The following is an 18,560-nucleotide window of genomic DNA, read 5'->3' on the forward strand; positions in this document are numbered from 1 at the left end:
GTGGGAGCGAGCCTGCTCGCGAAAGCGGTGTATCAGTCGAAGTATCCGGAGCTGACAGACCGTCTTCGCGAGCAGGCTCGCTCCCACAAAAAAAGCATCACATCCGGAACACGCCGAAGCGGCTCGGTTCGATAGGCGCGTTCAGCGACGCAGACAAGGCCAGAGCCAGCACGTCACGAGTCTGCGCCGGGTCGATGACGCCGTCGTCCCACAGCCGTGCGCTGGAATAGTAGGGGTGACCCTGCTCTTCGTACTGGTCGAGAATCGGTTGCTTGATCTCGGCTTCCTGTTCCGTACTGAAGGCCTGGCCGCTGCGTTCGGCCTGCTCGCGTTTGACCTGCACCAGCACGCCCGCGGCCTGCTCGGCACCCATCACGCCGATGCGCGCATTCGGCCACATCCACAGGAAACGCGGATCGTAAGCGCGCCCGCACATGCCGTAGTTACCGGCACCGAAACTGCCGCCGATGATCACGGTGAATTTCGGCACGTTGGCGCAGGCCACCGCCGTCACCAGCTTCGCGCCGTGCTTGGCGATGCCGCCGGCCTCGTATTTCTGCCCGACCATGAAGCCGGTAATGTTCTGCAGGAACAGCAGCGGAATGCCGCGCTGGCAGGCCAGTTCGATAAAGTGCGCGCCTTTCTGCGCGGCTTCGGCAAAGAGAATGCCGTTGTTGGCGAGGATCGCGATCGGGTAGCCGTGCAGGTGAGCGAAGCCGCACACCAGCGTGGTACCGAACAAGGCTTTGAATTCATCGAACACCGAGCCGTCGACCAGCCGCGCAATCACTTCGCGCACGTCGAACGGCTGTTTGGCGTCGGCGGAAACCACACCGTACAACTCATCGCTGGGGTACAGCGGCGCAATCGGCGTGCGCTGCTGCACTTCACCGAGCTTGCGCCAGTTGAGGTTGGCGACGCTGCGGCGAGCGAGGGCGAGGGCGTGTTCGTCGCTCTCGGCGTAATGGTCGGCAACCCCGGAAATCTTGCAGTGCACATCGGCACCGCCGAGGTCTTCAGCGCTGACCACTTCACCGGTCGCGGCTTTCACCAGCGGCGGGCCGGCGAGGAAGATCGTTGCCTGATTGCGCACCATGATCGCTTCATCCGCCATCGCCGGCACATAAGCGCCGCCAGCGGTGCACGAGCCCATGACCACGGCGATCTGCGGAATGCCCATCGCGCTCATGTTGGCCTGGTTGAAGAAGATCCGGCCGAAGTGTTCGCGATCCGGGAACACCTCGTCCTGACGCGGCAGGTTGGCGCCGCCCGAGTCCACCAGATAGATGCACGGCAAGCGGTTCTGTTGGGCGATGGTCTGCGCGCGCAGGTGTTTTTTCACGGTCAGCGGGTAGTACGAGCCACCTTTCACCGTCGCGTCGTTGGCGACGATCATGCACTCGACGCCTTCGACCCGGCCGATCCCGGCAATCACGCCGGCGGCGGGAACGTCTTCGCCATACACCGCGTGCGCGGCGAGCTGGCTGATTTCCAGAAACGGCGAGCCCGGGTCCAGCAGGCGATTGATCCGCTCACGCGGCAGCAATTTACCGCGCGAGGTGTGGCGTTCCTGGGCTTTCGCGCCGCCACCCTGCGCCACGTGGGCGAGCAGGGTGCGCAGGGCGTCGACCTGTTCGAGCATTGCTGCGCTGTTGGCGGCGAACTCCGCTGAACGGGGGTTGAGCTGGGTATGCAGGATAGCCATGGACAGCTCCGTTTAGCGGGTTTCGTTGAACAGTTCGCGGCCGATCAGCATGCGCCGAATCTCACTGGTGCCAGCGCCGATTTCGTAGAGTTTGGCGTCACGCAGCAGGCGCCCGGCCGGGAATTCGTTGATGTAGCCGTTGCCGCCGAGAATCTGGATCGCGTCGAGGGCCATTTGCGTCGCGCGTTCGGCGGTGTAGAGGATCACCCCGGCGGCGTCCTTGCGCGTGGTTTCGTTGCGCTCGCAGGCCTGGGCCACGGCGTAGAGGTAGGCGCGGCTGGCGTTGAGCTGGGTGTACATGTCGGCGACTTTGCCCTGGATCAGCTGGAATTCGCCGATGCTCTGACCGAACTGCTTGCGGTCGTGGATGTACGGCACGATCAGGTCCATGCACGACTGCATGATCCCGGTCGGGCCGCCGGACAGCACGACGCGCTCGTAATCGAGGCCACTCATCAGCACTTTCACGCCGCCGTTGAGCACGCCGAGGATGTTTTCTTCCGGCACTTCGACGTCATCGAAAAACAGCTCGCAAGTGTTGGAGCCGCGCATGCCGAGCTTGTCGAACTTGTTGCTGCGGCTGAAGCCTTTCCAGTCGCGTTCGACGATGAACGCAGTGATGCCGTGCGGGCCTTTTTCCAGGTCGGTCTTGGCGTAGATCACGTAGGTGTTGGCGTCAGGGCCGTTGGTGATCCAGGTCTTGCTGCCGTTGAGCACGAAGCGGTCGCCGCGCTTGTCGGCGCGCAATTTCATTGAAACCACGTCGGAACCGGCGTTCGGCTCGCTCATGGCGAGGGCGCCGACATGTTCGCCGCTGATCAGCTTGGGCAGGTATTTGCTTTTCTGTTCGTGGTTGCCGTTGCGGTTGATCTGGTTGACGCAAAGGTTGGAATGCGCGCCGTAGGACAGCGCCACCGAGGCCGAACCGCGGCTGATTTCTTCCATCGCCACCACGTGCGCCAGGTAACCCAAACCTGCGCCGCCGTACTCTTCCGGCACGGTGATACCCAGCAGGCCCATGTCGCCGAACTTGCGCCACAGGTCGGCCGGGAACAGGTTGTCGTGGTCGATCTGCGCGGCACGTGGGGCGATCTGATCGGCGACGAAGGACTGAACCTGATCGCGCAGCATGTCGATGGTTTCACCGAGGGCGAAGTTCAGGGATGGGTAGCTCATAGGTCACCTTTTGGCTTTTTTGTAGGGTGGGGAGGGCAGTCGAACGGCTCTCACCTTTACGTTAACGTAAGCCTGCGCTGGTTGGCTGTCAATCACCCTTTACGTTAACGTCAACTTGAGCGAGAGTAGGGGCACCTCAGGATTGAAAGCGGACTGCTTTTTTATGGGCGAGAGCTTGTGTGGCGAGGGGATTTATCCCCGATGGTTGGCGAAGCCGACCCAAAACCTGTGAATGCGGTTCGACAGGAAAAGCTGAGGGTGCGTTTCGCACACCGTCGGTGATAAATCCCCTCGCCACAAAGGCCACCCGCAAAAAAGTGAGCTCCAGTAAACCCACTAATAAAGACAATAGGGGTCGTCATGGATCAACCCAGTGCAAACCCGCAGCGCAGCTACACCCGTGGTTCCCAGAGCAAAGCCTTGCTGGCGATGACCATCGGGCAGAAGTTCGACGAAACCGTCGCGCAGTACCCGGACGGCGAGGCGCTGGTGGTGCGCCACCAGCAGCTGCGTTACACCTGGCGGCAACTGGCCGACGCGGTGAACGTGCATGCCAGAGCGCTGCTGGCGTTGGGTTTGCAGGCCGGTGACCGGCTCGGCATCTGGGCGCCGAATGGCGCGCAGTGGTGCATCACTCAGTTCGCCACCGCGAAGATCGGCGTGATCCTGGTCAACATCAATCCGGCTTATCGCAGTTCCGAACTCGAATACGTACTCAAGCAATCCGGTTGTCAGTGGCTGGTCTGTGCGGGAGCGTTCAAGAGCTCCAACTATCACGGCATGTTGCAAGGCTTGCTGCCGGAACTGGCCGAGCAATCCATCGGCGAACTGCGCAGCGAGCGCCTGCCGGAATTGCGCGGGTTGATCAGCCTTGATGCACAGCCGCCTTCGGGTTTTCTCCCGTGGTCGCAACTGGCAGATCTGGCCGCCAGTGTCTCTGCCGAACAATTGCGTGAACGCAGCGACAGCCTGCACTTCGACCAACCCGTCAACATCCAGTACACATCCGGCACCACCGGTTTCCCCAAGGGCGCGACCCTCAGTCACTACAACATCCTCAACAACGGTTACATGGTCGGCGAGAGCATCGGTCTGACCGCCGCCGATCGCTTGGTGATCCCGGTGCCGCTGTATCACTGCTTCGGCATGGTCATGGGCAACCTCGGCTGCATCACTCACGCCAGTACGATGATTTACCCCAATGACGCGTTCGATCCGCTACTGACCCTGCAAACCGTCGCCGAAGAAAAGGCCACCGGGCTGTACGGCGTGCCGACCATGTTCATCGCCATGCTTGATCAGCCGCAGCGCGCCGAGTTCGATCTGTCGACCCTGCGCACCGGGATCATGGCCGGCGCCACTTGCCCGATCGAGGTGATGCGCCGGGTCATCAGTGAAATGCACATGAGCGAGGTGCAGATCGCCTATGGCATGACCGAAACCAGCCCTGTCTCCCTGCAGACCGGTCCATCGGACGAACTGGAACTGCGCGTGACCACCGTCGGCCGCACCCAGCCGCAACTCGAAAGCAAAATCATCGACGAGGCCGGTAACCTGGTTCCGCGCGGCACCATCGGCGAACTCTGCACCCGTGGTTACAGCGTGATGCTCGGTTACTGGAGCAACCCGCAAGCCACCGCCGAAGCCATCGATGAGGCGGGCTGGATGCACACCGGCGACCTGGCGAGCATGAACGATGAGGGTTACGTGAATATCGCGGGGCGTAACAAAGACATGATTATTCGCGGGGGCGAGAACATTTACCCGCGTGAGCTGGAAGAGTTTTTCTTCACTCACCCGGCGGTGGCAGACGTACAGGTGATCGGCATCCCGTGCTCGCGTTACGGTGAGGAGATCGTTGCCTGGATCAAATTCCACCCCGGCCACCATGCCTCCGAACTGGAACTGCAAACCTGGTGCAAGGAGCGCATCGCGCACTTCAAGACGCCGCGTCATTTCAAGTTTGTGGAGGAGTTTCCGATGACGGTGACGGGCAAGATCCAGAAATTCCGGATGCGTGAGATCAGTATCGAGGAGTTAAAAACAATCGAACGGTAACCACCACCCCTGTGGGAGCTGGCTTGCCAGCGATTGCGGTAGATCATTCAACATTGATGCTGGCTGACCTGACGCTATCGCTGGCAAGCCAGCTCCCACAGGGATGTTCGGGAATTCGGGAATTGCAGAAAGCACAAAGGGGAGCCGAAGCTCCCCTTTAATTTTGTCGTCGCGTGCTCTTTTTTATTATTGAGGGGCGGTCTGTTGTTGTTTTTGGCAACCGTGGCCCTTTACCGCTGTTTTTGGCGACCCCCATCCGGGGTCAAGAGCAAACGTATTTTTTTGAGCGCTGATCTGCTTTCTCGTTAAACGATCCAACCGATTCGGGCGCTACCTGAAGGTAGTTTTATTGTTCTCTGCCCGGTTGCGGGTCATTCCGAGGAACACCCTGAAAAGCACACCTTCTCCAAAAAAATCTGTTAGCTGCGTCTCTGCCGTGTTGTTTTTGTTATGTCAGAGTCGGTACGTCTTATTTTTATTGGTTTGCTGCTTTTTATTCTTGTTATGCCATAGAGATAGCAGAAGCCGTGCCAACTTTTTAAAACCCTTTTAAATCAATGGCTTGAGATTTTTGAAGGATTTTTCCTTCAGGCAAAACCAGACAATTTGTTTCCGTGTTACTCGACTATGCCCACGTTTCAGACACCGCGGTAACACCTTCGCCCTCACTGGGCGTTACGGGCCTTGGCCACACGCGAACCGCTCGGGCGACCGAGCACCGCGCTGATCTGCTGACCCGCTGCAATCAGGGCGTCGAGGTCGATACCGGTCTTGATACCCAGGCCGTTGAGCATGTACACCACGTCTTCGGTGGCGACGTTACCGCTCGCGCCTTTGGCGTACGGGCAGCCGCCGAGACCGGCAATAGAGCTGTCGAACACGGCAATGCCTTCCAGCAGGCTGGCATAGATGTTGGCCATCGCCTGGCCATAGGTGTCGTGGAAGTGCCCAGCCAGTTTTTCCCGTGGGACTTGTGCCGAGACCACTTCGAATAAACGACGGGTTGCACCGGCAGTGCCGGTGCCAATGGTGTCGCCGAGGGACACTTCGTAGCAGCCCATCGCGTACAGTTCACGCGCAACCATCGCCACTTGTTCCGGCGCGACCTCGCCTTCATAAGGGCAACCCAGCACGCAGGACACGTAACCGCGCACGGTAACGCCATGCTGTTTCGCGGCTTCCATGATCGGTGCAAAGCGCGCCAGGCTTTCGCTGATCGAGCAATTGATGTTGCGCTGCGAGAACGCCTCGGATGCGGCGGCGAATACCGCAACCTCTTTCACACCCGCCGCCAGCGCATCTTCAAAACCGCGCAGATTGGGCGCCAGTGCACCGTAGATGACGCCGGGCTTGCGCTGGATCTGCGCGAACACCTCGGCCGAACCGGCCATTTGCGGCACCCATTTCGGCGAGACAAAACTGCCGACTTCTATATAGCCGAGGCCGGCGGCGCTCAGGGCGTCGACCAGTTGTACCTTGTCAGCCACGCTGATCGGTTGGGCTTCGTTCTGCAGACCATCGCGCGGGCCGACTTCGATCAGGCGTACTTGGGAGGGGAGGGACATGGGATTGACCTGTTGTAATTGTCTGAAGTCTTCGAAGATGCCCCTGTGGGAGCGAGCCTGCTCGCGAGCGATCTGTCATTCAACATCTTTGGTGATTGACCTGGTGCATTCGCGAGCAGGCTCGCTCCCACAAGGGATTTATTTGGATTACTGAACTGATTGCTGGCCCTTGAGCGTCTGCTCCAACGCCTGCACGCAGCGTTCTTCCGCGGTGTCGAGTTCCAGCTTCATCTGTTCGATGTCGAGCAGCTGCTGCTCGAGCTGTGCCCGGCGCTCGCTGATTTTCGCCAGCATGCTGTTGAGCTGTTTGGTGTTACCGCTGGACGGGTCGTAGAGCTCGATCAATTCGCGGCATTCGGCGAGCGAGAAACCAATGCGCTTGCCGCGCAGGATCAGCTTCAGACTGACCTTGTCGCGCGGTGAATAGATGCGTTCCTGGCCACGGCGCTCAGGGCTGAGCAGGCCTTGCTCTTCATAAAAGCGGATCGCCCGGGTGGTGATGTCCAGCTCGCGGGCGAGGTCGGAAATGCTGTAGGTCTGGCTGCTCATGAAAGCGCTCGAAAGAAGGTCTTGGCGCTAAGCTAATGGCGAGTTGACGTTTACGTCAAGGTTCAAAATGTGTGGCGCCAGTGCTGGCCTCTTCGCGAGCAGGCTCGCTCCCACATTCGGTCGTGTTTCTTCAGATGGAACGCGATCAACTGTGGGAGCGAGCCTGCTCGCGAAGAACGAAAACGCGGTAGTCAGCCTTACACCTTATCGAGCTTCTTCTCCTGCGCCGCCACCTGCTGGCACAACTCGATGATCTGCTCGCGCATCCAACGGTTGGCCGGATCCTGGTCGGTGCTCTCATGCCAGTAAAGGTGAGTCTCCACCGGCGGCACGTCGTTGACTGGAAGGTTGAACGCATGCAAATCGTTGCGCCGGGCAAAACGCTCGGGCACGGTCATGACCATATCGGTCTGCTGCATGACCTGCGATGCCATCAAATAATGCTGCGAGCGCAGGGCGATCTTGCGCTGAATGCCCATTTTCCCCAGGGACAGATCGACATAGCCCAGACCGCTGCGGCGGCTGGAGATGTGGATATGCGTCAGCGACAGGTAGTCGTCGAGGCTGAGTTTTTCCTTGCCCGCCAGCGGATGGCCCTTGCGCATCGCACAGACGTAACGGTCTTCCATCAGCTTGACGTGGCGCACTTGCGGATCGGTATTGAGTGGCGCATCGACGGCAAAATCCAGGCGTCCGGCCGCCAGTTCCTTGGTGGTCTCACGGCGTTTGGACAGGAAGCTCTCGATGATCACCGTCGGCGCCAGACGCCGCAAACGCTGGAACAGCGGCGGCAGAATCACCGCCTCAGTGAGGTCGGTCATGCTGATGCGGTAAGTCTTCACCGCCTGCGCCGGGTTGAAAATCCGGCTCTCCTGCACCGACACCCGCAGCAGCGACAGCGCGTTGCGCACCGGGCCGATGATGTTCTGCGCCATCGGCGTCGGCACCATGCCCTGCGCGGTGCGCACGAACAGCGGGTCATTGAAGGTTTCGCGCAACCGCGCCAGTGCGTTGGACACCGCCGGCTGGGTGATGCCGACAATCTGCCCGGCGCGGGTCAGATTGGCTTCGGTGTAGATCGCGTCGAAGACGATGAAAAGGTTGAGGTCGACCTTACTCAGATTCATAACGCGGCTTCTCTTGTTCTAGGGGCTGACGATCAGCGGATCATATATCGGTGATGAATGTTTATACACGCCGAGAATAGGCTAGGTAAATTATCAACGCTGTTCTAGCATCGATTGCATGATCTGAACAACCTCTGCCCATAGAAGGTAATTGCTCATGGATTTCGCTTATTCGCCCAAGGTGCAAGAACTGCGTGAGCGCGTGACCGCGTTCATGGACACTTACGTTTACCCGGCCGAAGCCGTGTTCGAACGCCAGGTTGCCGAGGGCGATCGCTGGCAGCCGACCGCGATCATGGAAGAACTCAAAGCCAAGGCTAAAGCCGAAGGTCTGTGGAACCTGTTTCTGCCGGAGTCGGAATTCGGCGCCGGGCTGACCAACCTGGAATACGCACCGCTGGCCGAAATCATGGGCCGTTCGCTGCTCGGGCCAGAGCCGTTCAACTGCTCGGCACCGGACACCGGCAACATGGAAGTACTGGTGCGCTACGCCAACGAAGAACAGAAACAGCGCTGGCTCGAACCGCTGCTGCGCGGCGAAATCCGCTCGGCGTTCGCCATGACCGAACCGGACGTGGCCTCGTCCGACGCCACCAACATGGCCGCCCGCGCTGTGCGTGATGGTGACGAGTGGGTGATCAACGGCAAGAAGTGGTGGACCTCCGGCGCTTGCGATCCACGTTGCAAGATCCTGATCTTCATGGGCCTGAGTAACCCCGACGCACCGCGCCATGCCCAGCACTCGATGATTCTCGTACCGGTCGACACCCCCGGGGTGAAAATCGTCCGTCCGCTGCCGGTGTTCGGTTACGACGATGCACCGCACGGCCACGCCGAGGTGCTGTTCGACAACGTGCGCGTGCCGTACGAAAACGTCCTGCTCGGTGAGGGAAGAGGCTTCGAAATCGCTCAGGGTCGCCTTGGCCCGGGCCGCATTCACCACTGCATGCGTTCGATCGGCATGGCCGAGCGCGCACTGGAATTGATGTGCAAACGTTCGGTGAGCCGCACTGCATTCGGCAAACCGCTGGCGCGTCTGGGCGGTAACGTCGACAAGATCGCCGATTCGCGGATGGAAATCGACATGGCGCGCCTGCTGACCCTGAAAGCGGCGTACATGATGGACACCGTGGGTAACAAGGTTGCCAGAAGCGAGATCGCGCAGATCAAGGTTGTCGCGCCAAACGTCGCGCTGCGGGTGATCGACCGGGCGATCCAGATCCATGGCGGGGCGGGGGTCTCGAACGATTTCCCGCTGGCCTACATGTACGCCATGCAACGCACCCTGCGCCTGGCCGACGGCCCGGACGAAGTGCACCGCGCGGCGATTGGCAAGTTCGAGATCGGCAAGTACGTGCCGAAGGAAATGTTGCGTAGCGAGCGCTGATCCAGTACCGCGTCATCGTTCATCGCTGGCAAGCCAGCTCCCACAGGTTTGTTTGGTGTTCACAAACTTTGTGTTCACTGGAAATCTCTGTGGGAGCTGGCTTGCCAGCGATGACGTAAGCAGGTTCAACACATCAATATCAGATTCAGTACACCCAAACCTCAACCCGCCGATTCTTGATCCTGCCTTCATCCGCACTGTTCGCCGCCACCGGCATCAGCGCGCCAAACCCACGAACTTCGCGCATCACCACGCCGTTCTTCACCAGTTCGCGACGCACCGCCATTGCCCGCAGTTTCGACAGCAGGTCGGCCCGTGCCGGGTCATCTTTCTCGTCGCCAAACCCCACCAGCGTCACCGCGCGCTCGGTCTTGGCGTGGCGCTTTATATAGTCGAGCACCCGCGCCAGATCCTGCCGCGCCTTGTTGTCGAGGCTGGCGCTGCCTTCCTCGAAGCGGAAGTTCACCGTCAGACGCTGGGCGTGACGGCTGAGGGATTGATAGCCCTCGGGCATCAGCGCATTCGGGGTGACGGTCATCGCGTGCACGGTCTGGCTGATGAAACCGGTGGCCGCGACAATCTTCTGGCCCTGTGGGCTTTGCGCAAACGCTACCAATGCCGATGCCCACGGATTCTGGTTGCTGGGTGGCAAATAAAAGAACAGGCGCCGCGACAGCGGATAGTCCTCGGTGGCAATCAGGCTGTTAAGTGGCAACATCGATTGCGATGCGCCGTCAGCGATGGCCACGGCTTTGGCCTGGCGTACATACGGCAGGCCGATGAAACCGATGCCTTGCGGATCGTTGCTCACCGCATCGGACAATTGCTCGCTGGATTCGAAGCGTTTCGCACTGGAGCTCAGGTGTTTCCCGCGACGAGCCAGCACCAGTTCCTTGAACGTGTCGTAAGTGCCGGACTGATCATCCCGCGCATATAAATGAATCGATCCGCCGTGCCCGCCGAGGTCTTCCCAGGTTTTCACCTCACCGCTGAAGATCCGCGCCAGTTGCTCGGTGTCCAGTTGCTGCAGGGGGTTGCCGGGGTGAAGGATGATCGCCAGACCATCGATGGCAATCACTTGCTCGGCCTCAGCGCTTTTCAGGTCGCCGAGCGCTTCCAGGTTGAGCAGTTCGCTGTCCTTGATCGGGCGTGAGGAGGCGGCGAGGTCGGCGCTGGCGGTTTTCAGTGCGGTGAACCCGGTGCTGGAACCGTGGGCGGCGACTTCAATCACCACCCGTTGGCCTTGCGCAGTCTGAGCGACGATGTGTTGTTCGTTGGCGTTGTCGGGGTTTTCGCGGTGAATCTTCAGTAGACCCTGCTCTTGCAGAAAACCTTCGACCAGCGCCGGGCCGAGATCGGCGCCGATGGTGTTGGAACCCTGAATGCGCAATGCCGGGCCGTTTTCGGGGACGGGCAGGGTGGCGGCACTGACCGTCAGCCATGCACTCGACAGAAAAGCGAACAGAACACGCAGGGTCATGCCGGCACCGAATCAGGCCAAGGGGATTGCCGGGGAGATTAAGTCAGGCGCATGACCAAAACATGACACCGATGAAACTGTGGGAGCGAGCTTGCTCGCGAATGCGGTTCATCAGAAACACATCGGGTGACTGACACTCCGCATTCGCGAGCAAGCTCGCTCCCACAGGGGATTCCAGGCGATTCGAAGGTCAGGCCAGTTCCAGCCAGATCGGCGCATGGTCCGACGGCTTCTCCATGCCGCGCAGTTCGTAGTCCACGCCCGCATCCTTGACCCGTGGCAGCAAGCCATGGGAGGCGAGGATCACGTCGATGCGCAGGCCACGTTTCGGTTCATCTTCAAACCCGCGGCTGCGGTAGTCGAACCAGCTGAACATGTCGGTCACGTCCGGGTTGAGGTGGCGGAAGCTGTCAGTCAGGCCCCAGTTTTTCAGGCGGGCCATCCATTCACGTTCTTCCGGCAGGAAGCTGCATTTGCCGGTTTTCAGCCAGCGCTTCATGTTGTCCGGGCCGATGCCGATGTCGCTATCTTCCGGGGAAATGTTCACATCGCCCATCACCACCAGCGGCTGTTCGTTGTGGAACTGGCTTTCCAGCAGGGTTTGCAGGTCACTGTAGAAGCGTTGCTTGGCCGGGAATTTGGTCGGGTGGTCGCGGCTTTCGCCCTGCGGGAAGTAGCCGTTCATGATGGTCACCGGCACGCCATTGGCGTCGGCGAAAGTGCCCCAGATAAAGCGCCGCTGGGCGTCTTCTTCATCGCTGGCGAAGCCTTTGTGAATCGCGATCGGCTCACTGCGCGAAAGCAGGGCAACGCCGTAATGGCCTTTCTGGCCGTGGAAATAAACGTGATAACCCAGCGCACGCACTTCTTCCAGCGGGAACTGGTCGTCGTGGACCTTGGTTTCCTGCAGGCCGATCACGTCCGGCTGATGCTTTTCGATCAGCGCTGCCAGCTGATGCGGACGGGCGCGCAGTCCGTTGATGTTGAAGGAAACAATCTTCATGGTCGGCAGTCCTGGCAAAAGGGCGATGCTAGCTGACATGTGGGATGGGGGCCAGTGTGGGGTAAGCAGATTCCCTGTGTTCTGTCAGATGTGTGCTGTCTGTAGGGGCCCCATCGCTGGCAAGCCAGCTCCCACAGGTTCAATGGTGTTCACATATTTTGTGTGCGACGCAGGCACTGTGGGAGCTGGCTTGCCAGCGAAGAGGACCGCCCGGTCGATGAAGATCCCGAGTTGGTCTATACCTGTGGGGAACTGCGCCACCTGCAACAGGTTCGTACCAACAAGAGCGCAGTCATTTGCGCTGCGCCCCGGGGGAGAATCACCGTCATGCCTGAAACCCAGATTGCCATCGCCGACATCCACATGCTCGACCGCGGTTACTCGCGCGAAGCCCGATCGCTGCTGTATCAGGCCTACCGCCACGAACCGACCTTCGGTTACTTGTTCGAGGCCGAGCGGCCGGGCTACGAGCAGCGCGTACGGGCCACGGTGCGAGAGCTGGTCAAGCAGCATTTCCTGCAGGACCTGCCAGCCATCGGCCTGCTGGTCAACGACCGCCTGATCGGCATTGCCCTGATTGCGCCGCCGCAACGGCGTCTGGGGATCACCGAGAGCTGGGCGTGGCGCCTGCGCATGGTGCTCAGCACCGGCTTCCGTTGCACCCGGCGTTATCTGGCCTATCACGATGCGGTGGCGGCGTGCGTGCCCAGCGATTCGGTGCACATGTTGCCGCTGCTGGGAATCCACCCGCAGTTTCAAGGCAAACACTTTGGCGAGCAGCTGTTGACGGCCGTGCACAACTGGTGCGCGGTGGACGAAACCTCGCAAGGCGTCGTACTCGATACCGGGAACCCGCGTTACCTGGAATTCTACAAACGTCAGGGTTATGAGGAGATTGGCGAAGTGGCCGTCGGCCCGGTGCGTGAACACGTGTTTTTCCACGCCAATCCGCAGGTGTTACAAACTGCAACAGCATAGCAATCGAACTTCTTCGGAAATTTCCTGTTCTATCACGCTCCCAAGCCCGTGATAGCATCCGCGCCTATGAAGTTTCCAGGAAGATTTACCAGTGGCGTGCTCCTGCTGTTAACCAGCTGCGCGGCGCTGGCGCAAAGTGAATTGGACGTGCGGATCAAACCGTCCAACGACGAACTCAAGGCCAATATAGAAGGCTATATCGGCAGCCTCGGCGATCGTGACGAACAAGCCTTGCTGCGCTTCAGTCGCGGGGCCGAGGAGCAGGCGCGCAAAGCCGCGCAAGCCTTGGGCTATTACCAGCCGCAGATCGACAGCGATGTGAAGGGCGGTGATAAACCGCGCCTGGTGCTGAACATCGATCCTGGCGAGCCGATTCGTCTGCGCAACGTGACTATCCGCGTCGACGGGCCCGCGGCCTTGCTCAAATCCTTTCGTGTGCCGAGCAGTGACACGCTCAAGTCCGGCGCCGTGCTCAACCATGGGCGTTATGAAGACGCCAAACGTCTGATCCAGAACCAGGCCTCGCGCTTCGGTTTCTTCAGCGGCCATTTCACCAGCCAGAAACTCCTGGTCGACCCGCGTGCCGGGGTGGCCGACGTTGAATTGATCTACGACAGCGGCCCGCGTTATGCGCTGGGCAGCGTCAGTTTCGAGGGCGACACGCCGTTCGACGAAGACCTGCTGCAACGCATGGTGCCGTTCAAGGCCGGCGACCCGTATGACTCCGAGTTGATCGCTGAACTCAACCGCGACCTGCAATCGAGCGGCTATTTCGAAGGCGTGCGCGTCGATGCGGCGCCGACCGCGGCGAAGAACGACGTGATTCCAGTGGACGTCAAACTCGACACGCGCAAGCCACGCACCATGGGCCTGGGCCTCGGATACTCGACTGACGTCGGCCCACGGATCAAAGCCAACTGGACCCGCCACTGGGTCAACCCGCAGGGCGACAGCTACGGCTGGGAAGCCGAACTGTCGGCGCCACGGCAAAACGTTGGTCTGTTCTACGACATCCCGCTCGACCCGCCGCTGACCGACAAACTGCGCTGGGCCGGTGGTTATCAATATGAAAACATCGACGGCTCCGACACCCTGAGCAAGCTGCTGACCTTCGGCCCGGAATGGCACAGCAAGTTGCCCAGCGGCTGGCAGCGAGTGATTTCGCTGAAATGGCAGCGCGAAGAATATGAACTCGGCGACGACTCCGGCCTCAGCACCCTGTTGATGCCCGGCATCAGCTACTCGTACCTGAAAAGCGACAACCGCATCGACCCGCATAACGGCTATCGCCTGACCTTCGAAAGCAAAGTGGCGAAGGAAGGCCTCGGTTCGGACAACAACCTTTTATATGGCACGGCGTTGATCAAAGGCCTGACCACGGTGTTCGACAACCACCGCTTTCTCGGTCGGGTGCAGGTCGGTGGCAGCGCCACCAACGGTTACAACTCTGTACCGCCATCACTACGTTTCTTCGCCGGTGGCGATCAGAGCGTGCGCGGTTACGACTACCAGAGTCTGTCCCCGGAAAACGCCAAGGGCGACCGCATCGGCGGGCGTTACATGGTCGCTGGCAGCGTCGAGTATCAATATTCGATTGCCGAGAAATGGCGGGTCGCGACCTTCGTCGACCAGGGCAACTCCTTTAACAAACTCGAACTGCCGAACCTCAAGACCGGGGTAGGTATCGGTGTGCGCTGGGTCTCGCCGGTGGGGCCAATCCGCCTCGACCTCGCCCACGCGCTGGACGACGACGGCGGCATCCGGCTGCACTTTTCCATGGGGCCTGAGCTGTGAAGCGTGGTTTGAAAATAGCGGCACTGGCATTGTTGGCGCTGGTGCTGTTGGTTGTATTGAGCATCGCCACTCTACTCGGAACGCAAGCAGGCAGCCGTTGGGCGCTGAGTCTGGTGCCGGGTTTGAGCGTGGAGAATTTCCAGGGTCGCCTCGGCGGGCAATGGAGCGCCGATCATCTGTTGTGGCAACAGGGCAGCAGCCGGGTCGAACTGAGCAAGCCGATTTTCGCCTGGTCGCCGCTGTGCCTGACGCGCATGACCCTGTGCATCGAACAGCTCAAGGCTGATCAGGTGATTCTGCAATTCCCGCCGAGTGAGGAAACCACCGACAGCGGCCCGATCCAACTGCCGGATCTGCAATTGCCGGTGGCCATCGAACTCGGTGACGTACAGGTCGGCAGCCTGCTGTTCAACGGCAGCGAGCAACTCAAGGGCCTGCAACTGGCGGCGCACTGGACTGCCCAGGGCCTGCAGATCGACAGCGTGAAATTGCAGCGCGACGACCTCAGCCTGAACCTTTCCGGCCTGCTGCAACCGACCGGCAACTGGCCGCTGAACATTGCCGGTGACCTGACCCTGCCGTCGGTGGGCACCAGCCCCTGGACGCTGGCGCTGAAGGTGGACGGCGATCTGCTGAAAACCCTCAACCTGCACGCCGACAGTCATGGCTACCTCGACGGCCAGTTGAGCGGCGAGCTGCAGCCATTGGCGGAAAACCTGCCGGCCAAGGTGCGGATCACCAGCGATGCGTTCAAACCCAGCGCTGACCTGCCGGACACCCTGCAATTGAATCAACTGCTCTTGACCGGCGAAGGTGATCTGAAAAACGGTTACCAGCTCAATGGCAACGCCACGCTGCCCGCCGATAAGGGCCCGGTGGCGCTGCTGCTTAAAGGCAAGGTTGACGCCCGTGGCGCGCAGATCGCCGGCCTCGACCTGACGGCTAACGACAAACAAAGCCTCAAACTCACCGGCAGTGTTGACTGGAGCAAAGGTCTCAGCGCCCAAGCCAACATCAACTGGCAGGACTTTCCGTGGCATCGGCTCTATAACGAAATCGATGAACCCCAAGTCGCCTTGCGCACCTTCACTGGCGAAGTTTCCTACACCGACGGTCAGTACCTCGGTAACTTCGCCGCCGACCTCGATGGCCCGGCGGGGGCGTTCAGCCTGAGCAGTCCGTTCAGCGGCAGCCTGAAACAGATCGCCTTGCCGCAACTGAAGATGGAAGCCGGGCAGGGCAAGGCTGAAGGGCATGTGAACGTGCGGTTCGCCGACGGCATCGCCTGGGACACTGCGCTGGATCTTTCGGCGCTGAACCCGGCGTACTGGGTCGCGGAACTGCCTGGCACCTTGGCCGGGCCGCTGAAAAGCCAAGGCGAGATGAAGAACGAACGCCTTAGCCTCTCCGCCGACCTCGACCTCAAAGGCAAATTGCGCGGGCAACCGGCGATCCTCCAGGCCAAGGCGGACGGCGCCGGCGAGCAGTGGAACCTCAACGCCCTGCAAATCCGCCTCGGCGATAACAGCATCAGCGGCAAGGGCAGCCTGCAACAGAAACTCACCGGGCAGATCGACATCAAGCTGACGCGCCTGGCCCAGCTCTGGCCGCAGTTGCGCGGGCAGGTCACGGGGCAGGTCAACGTCGCCGGTACGCTGAAAGCACCGCAAGGCAAGCTCGGCTTGCAGGGTTCGCAACTGGCGTTTCAGGACAATCGTCTGCAAAGCCTCAATCTCGATGCCACGCTCGACAGTGCGCAGCGGGCGAAGATCGATCTGAAAGGCAGCGGTATTCAAGCCGGTGACACCAACCTCGGTGTGTTGACCGCCAGCGCCCAAGGCGACATCAAGCAGCAGAAACTCAACCTCGATCTGCTCGGGCCGAAGCTGAAACTGGCCCTCGGTCTGGATGGCAATCTGGACCAGGGCAATTGGCGCGGACGTCTGGCCAGCGGCGACATTCAGGCCGGCGGTCAGGATTGGAAACTGCAGAACCCGGCCAGACTCGAACGCTTCGCTGACGGCAGGATCAACTTCGGCGCGCATTGCTGGATGTCCGGCAATGCCAGCCTGTGCGGCGAAGATCAGCGCCTGCTGCCGGAGCCGAAACTGCGTTACCACCTCAAGCAGTTCCCGATCGAAAGCCTCGCGCAGTGGTTGCCGAAAGACTTTGCCTGGCAAGGCAGGCTCAACGCCGATCTGCAACTGGATCTGCCGGCCAGCGGCCCCAATGGCGTGGTCAGCATCGACGCCAGCGGCGGCACTTTGCGCATGAAAGAAAAGGATCAGTGGCTGGACTTCCCGTACCAGACCCTGAAGCTCACCAGCAAACTCACACCCAAGCGCGTGGACACCGAACTCAACTTCGTCGGCGGCAAACTCGGCGAGTTGATGGTGCAGGCGCAGCTCAATCCGCTGCCGAAAAACAAACCGTTGAGCGGCTCTTTCCGCCTGAGCGGACTGGACCTGTCGGTGGCGCGGCCGTTTGTGCCGATGGTCGAAAAACTCACCGGACGCCTCAACGGCAGCGGCACGATTTCCGGCGGGCTGCTGGCGCCGCTGGTCAACGGCACCGTCAAACTCAGCGACGGCGAAGTGTCCGGTGCCGAGCTGCCGATGGAACTCAAGGACCTGCAGCTGCAAGCGGTGATTGCCGGCGAATCGGTGCGCCTCGATGGTGGCTGGAAAAGCGGCAAAAGCGGGCAGGGCAACCTGAACGGTAACGTCGCCTGGGGGCAGGCGCTGATGGTCGATGTCGCGCTCAAGGGCACGCAACTGCCGGTGACCGTCGAGCCTTACGCCAAACTGGAAGTGGCGCCAGACCTGAAGATTTCCATGGCCGGCGACGAGCTGAAAATTGCCGGCAAGGTGCAGGTGCCCAGAGGCGAAATCACTGTGCGCGAACTGCCGCCATCGACGGTGAAAGTCTCCGATGACACGATCATCGTCGGGGCACAGACCGAAGAGGGCAAACCGCCGCTGGCCATGAAGATGGACATCGACGTGGTGGTCGGCGAAGACAAACTGAGCTTCGCCGGGTTCGGCCTGACCGCCAACCTGCAAGGTCACGTGCACATCGGCGACAACATGGACACCCGTGGCGAGCTGTGGCTCAACGACGGCCGTTACCGCGCCTACGGCCAGCGCCTGAACGTGCGTCGTGCGCGGCTGCTGTTCGCCGGCCCGATCGATCAGCCGTATCTGGACATCGAAGCGATCCGCCAGACCGACGACGTGATCGCCGGTATTCGCCTGAGCGGCAGTGCCGAGCAACCGACCACGCAGATCTTCTCCGAACCGGCGATGAGCCAGGAACAGGCGTTGTCGTATCTGGTGCTCGGGCGGCCGTTGAGCACCAACGGCGAAGACAACAACATGCTCGCGCAAGCGGCGTTGGGTCTGGGCTTGATGGGCAGTTCCGGGGTCACCAGCAGTCTGGCCAAGGACCTGGGGATTCAGGACTTCCAGCTCGATACCCAGGGCAGCGGCAACACCACCAGTGTGGTCGCCAGCGGCAATATCTCCGAGAAACTCAGTCTGCGTTATGGCGTTGGCGTGTTCGAGCCGGCCAACACCATTGCGCTGCGCTACAAGCTGAGCAAGAAGGTCTATGTCGAAGCGGCCAGTGGCGTGGCGAGTTCGCTGGATATTTTCTACAAGCGCGATTTCTAGAGCGCACCTGTTTATTTGAACCGAGGCGCGGCCTTCGCGAGCAGGCTCGCTCCCACAGGGGATTTCC

The 18,560-nt window shown here is 60.6% G+C and carries 12 protein-coding genes; 5 read left to right on the forward strand and 7 right to left on the reverse strand.

Annotated elements, in window-relative coordinates:
• Positions 1–97: 97 nt before the first annotated feature.
• A complete protein-coding gene (locus AC193Q_RS02980) occupies positions 98–1,705 on the reverse strand; it encodes a carboxyl transferase domain-containing protein (RefSeq protein ID WP_483879130.1) in 1,608 nt (535 codons plus the stop codon).
• Positions 1,706–1,717: 12 nt separating this feature from the next.
• Entirely contained in the window at positions 1,718–2,881 is a 1,164-nt protein-coding gene (locus tag AC193Q_RS02985) for an isovaleryl-CoA dehydrogenase (RefSeq protein ID WP_047291661.1), read from the reverse strand.
• A 360-nt stretch (positions 2,882–3,241) separates the two neighbouring features.
• Between AC193Q_RS02985 and AC193Q_RS02990 the strand changes: the two genes are divergently transcribed.
• Entirely contained in the window at positions 3,242–4,939 is a 1,698-nt protein-coding gene (locus AC193Q_RS02990) for an AMP-binding protein (RefSeq protein ID WP_131670130.1), read from the forward strand.
• A gap of 665 nt (positions 4,940–5,604) precedes the next feature.
• Here the strand turns inward: AC193Q_RS02990 and AC193Q_RS02995 are convergent.
• The 3 genes from AC193Q_RS02995 to AC193Q_RS03005 form a co-directional block, all read right to left on the reverse strand.
• Positions 5,605–6,504: a hydroxymethylglutaryl-CoA lyase gene (locus AC193Q_RS02995; RefSeq protein WP_095666964.1), complete on the reverse strand. Its 900-nt coding sequence runs from the start codon at positions 6,502–6,504 to the stop codon at positions 5,605–5,607.
• Positions 6,505–6,651: 147 nt separating this feature from the next.
• A complete protein-coding gene (locus AC193Q_RS03000) occupies positions 6,652–7,053 on the reverse strand; it encodes a MerR family transcriptional regulator (protein WP_047291666.1) in 402 nt (133 codons plus the stop codon).
• 197 nt (positions 7,054–7,250) lie between these two features.
• Positions 7,251–8,180: a LysR family transcriptional regulator gene (locus AC193Q_RS03005; RefSeq protein ID WP_041075049.1), complete on the reverse strand. Its 930-nt coding sequence runs from the start codon at positions 8,178–8,180 to the stop codon at positions 7,251–7,253.
• A 157-nt stretch (positions 8,181–8,337) separates the two neighbouring features.
• Here AC193Q_RS03005 and AC193Q_RS03010 point away from each other — a divergent pair, with 157 nt between their 5' ends.
• On the forward strand, positions 8,338–9,567 hold the full coding sequence (locus AC193Q_RS03010) for an acyl-CoA dehydrogenase (protein WP_182404262.1): 1,230 nt from the start codon (positions 8,338–8,340) through the stop codon (positions 9,565–9,567).
• 145 nt (positions 9,568–9,712) lie between these two features.
• Here AC193Q_RS03010 and AC193Q_RS03015 read toward each other — a convergent pair whose 3' ends face one another.
• Together AC193Q_RS03015 and xthA are read right to left on the reverse strand one after the other, a co-directional pair.
• Positions 9,713–11,047, reverse strand: coding sequence for a substrate-binding domain-containing protein (locus tag AC193Q_RS03015; protein WP_095666962.1), 1,335 nt, complete (start codon positions 11,045–11,047; stop codon positions 9,713–9,715).
• Positions 11,048–11,237: 190 nt separating this feature from the next.
• Positions 11,238–12,050 (reverse strand): exodeoxyribonuclease III, encoded by an 813-nt coding sequence (gene xthA, locus AC193Q_RS03020; protein WP_047291671.1) that lies wholly within the window; start codon positions 12,048–12,050, stop codon positions 11,238–11,240.
• A gap of 327 nt (positions 12,051–12,377) precedes the next feature.
• Between xthA and AC193Q_RS03025 the strand changes: the two genes are divergently transcribed.
• The 3 genes from AC193Q_RS03025 to AC193Q_RS03035 all read left to right on the forward strand — a co-directional run bounded on the left by AC193Q_RS03025 (position 12,378) and on the right by AC193Q_RS03035 (position 18,493).
• The gene (locus AC193Q_RS03025) at positions 12,378–13,028 is read left to right on the forward strand and encodes a GNAT family N-acetyltransferase (protein WP_121184757.1); all 651 of its coding nucleotides are present in this window, start codon (positions 12,378–12,380) and stop codon (positions 13,026–13,028) included.
• 66 nt (positions 13,029–13,094) lie between these two features.
• A complete protein-coding gene (locus tag AC193Q_RS03030; protein WP_121184759.1) occupies positions 13,095–14,822 on the forward strand; it encodes an autotransporter assembly complex protein TamA in 1,728 nt (575 codons plus the stop codon).
• A complete protein-coding gene (locus AC193Q_RS03035) occupies positions 14,819–18,493 on the forward strand; it encodes a translocation/assembly module TamB domain-containing protein (RefSeq protein ID WP_121184761.1) in 3,675 nt (1,224 codons plus the stop codon). Before AC193Q_RS03030 ends, AC193Q_RS03035 begins: the two co-directional genes overlap by 4 nt.
• Positions 18,494–18,560 lie beyond the last annotated feature (67 nt).

It is taken from the genome of Pseudomonas sp. F2, assembly GCF_057174385.1.

What these genes read in the sequence shown, in the direction of transcription:
- AC193Q_RS02980 (WP_483879130.1), bottom strand. Translation starts at nt 1,705, where the DNA reads ATGGCTATCCTGCATACCCAGCTCAACCCCCGTTCAGCGGAGTTCGCC.
- AC193Q_RS02985 (WP_047291661.1), bottom strand. Translation starts at nt 2,881, where the DNA reads ATGAGCTACCCATCCCTGAACTTCGCCCTCGGTGAAACCATCGACATG.
- AC193Q_RS02990 (WP_131670130.1), top strand. Translation starts at nt 3,242, where the DNA reads ATGGATCAACCCAGTGCAAACCCGCAGCGCAGCTACACCCGTGGTTCC.
- AC193Q_RS02995 (WP_095666964.1), bottom strand. Translation starts at nt 6,504, where the DNA reads ATGTCCCTCCCCTCCCAAGTACGCCTGATCGAAGTCGGCCCGCGCGAT.
- AC193Q_RS03000 (WP_047291666.1), bottom strand. Translation starts at nt 7,053, where the DNA reads ATGAGCAGCCAGACCTACAGCATTTCCGACCTCGCCCGCGAGCTGGAC.
- AC193Q_RS03005 (WP_041075049.1), bottom strand. Translation starts at nt 8,180, where the DNA reads ATGAATCTGAGTAAGGTCGACCTCAACCTTTTCATCGTCTTCGACGCG.
- AC193Q_RS03010 (WP_182404262.1), top strand. Translation starts at nt 8,338, where the DNA reads ATGGATTTCGCTTATTCGCCCAAGGTGCAAGAACTGCGTGAGCGCGTG.
- AC193Q_RS03015 (WP_095666962.1), bottom strand. Translation starts at nt 11,047, where the DNA reads ATGACCCTGCGTGTTCTGTTCGCTTTTCTGTCGAGTGCATGGCTGACG.
- xthA (WP_047291671.1), bottom strand. Translation starts at nt 12,050, where the DNA reads ATGAAGATTGTTTCCTTCAACATCAACGGACTGCGCGCCCGTCCGCAT.
- AC193Q_RS03025 (WP_121184757.1), top strand. Translation starts at nt 12,378, where the DNA reads ATGCCTGAAACCCAGATTGCCATCGCCGACATCCACATGCTCGACCGC.
- AC193Q_RS03030 (WP_121184759.1), top strand. Translation starts at nt 13,095, where the DNA reads ATGAAGTTTCCAGGAAGATTTACCAGTGGCGTGCTCCTGCTGTTAACC.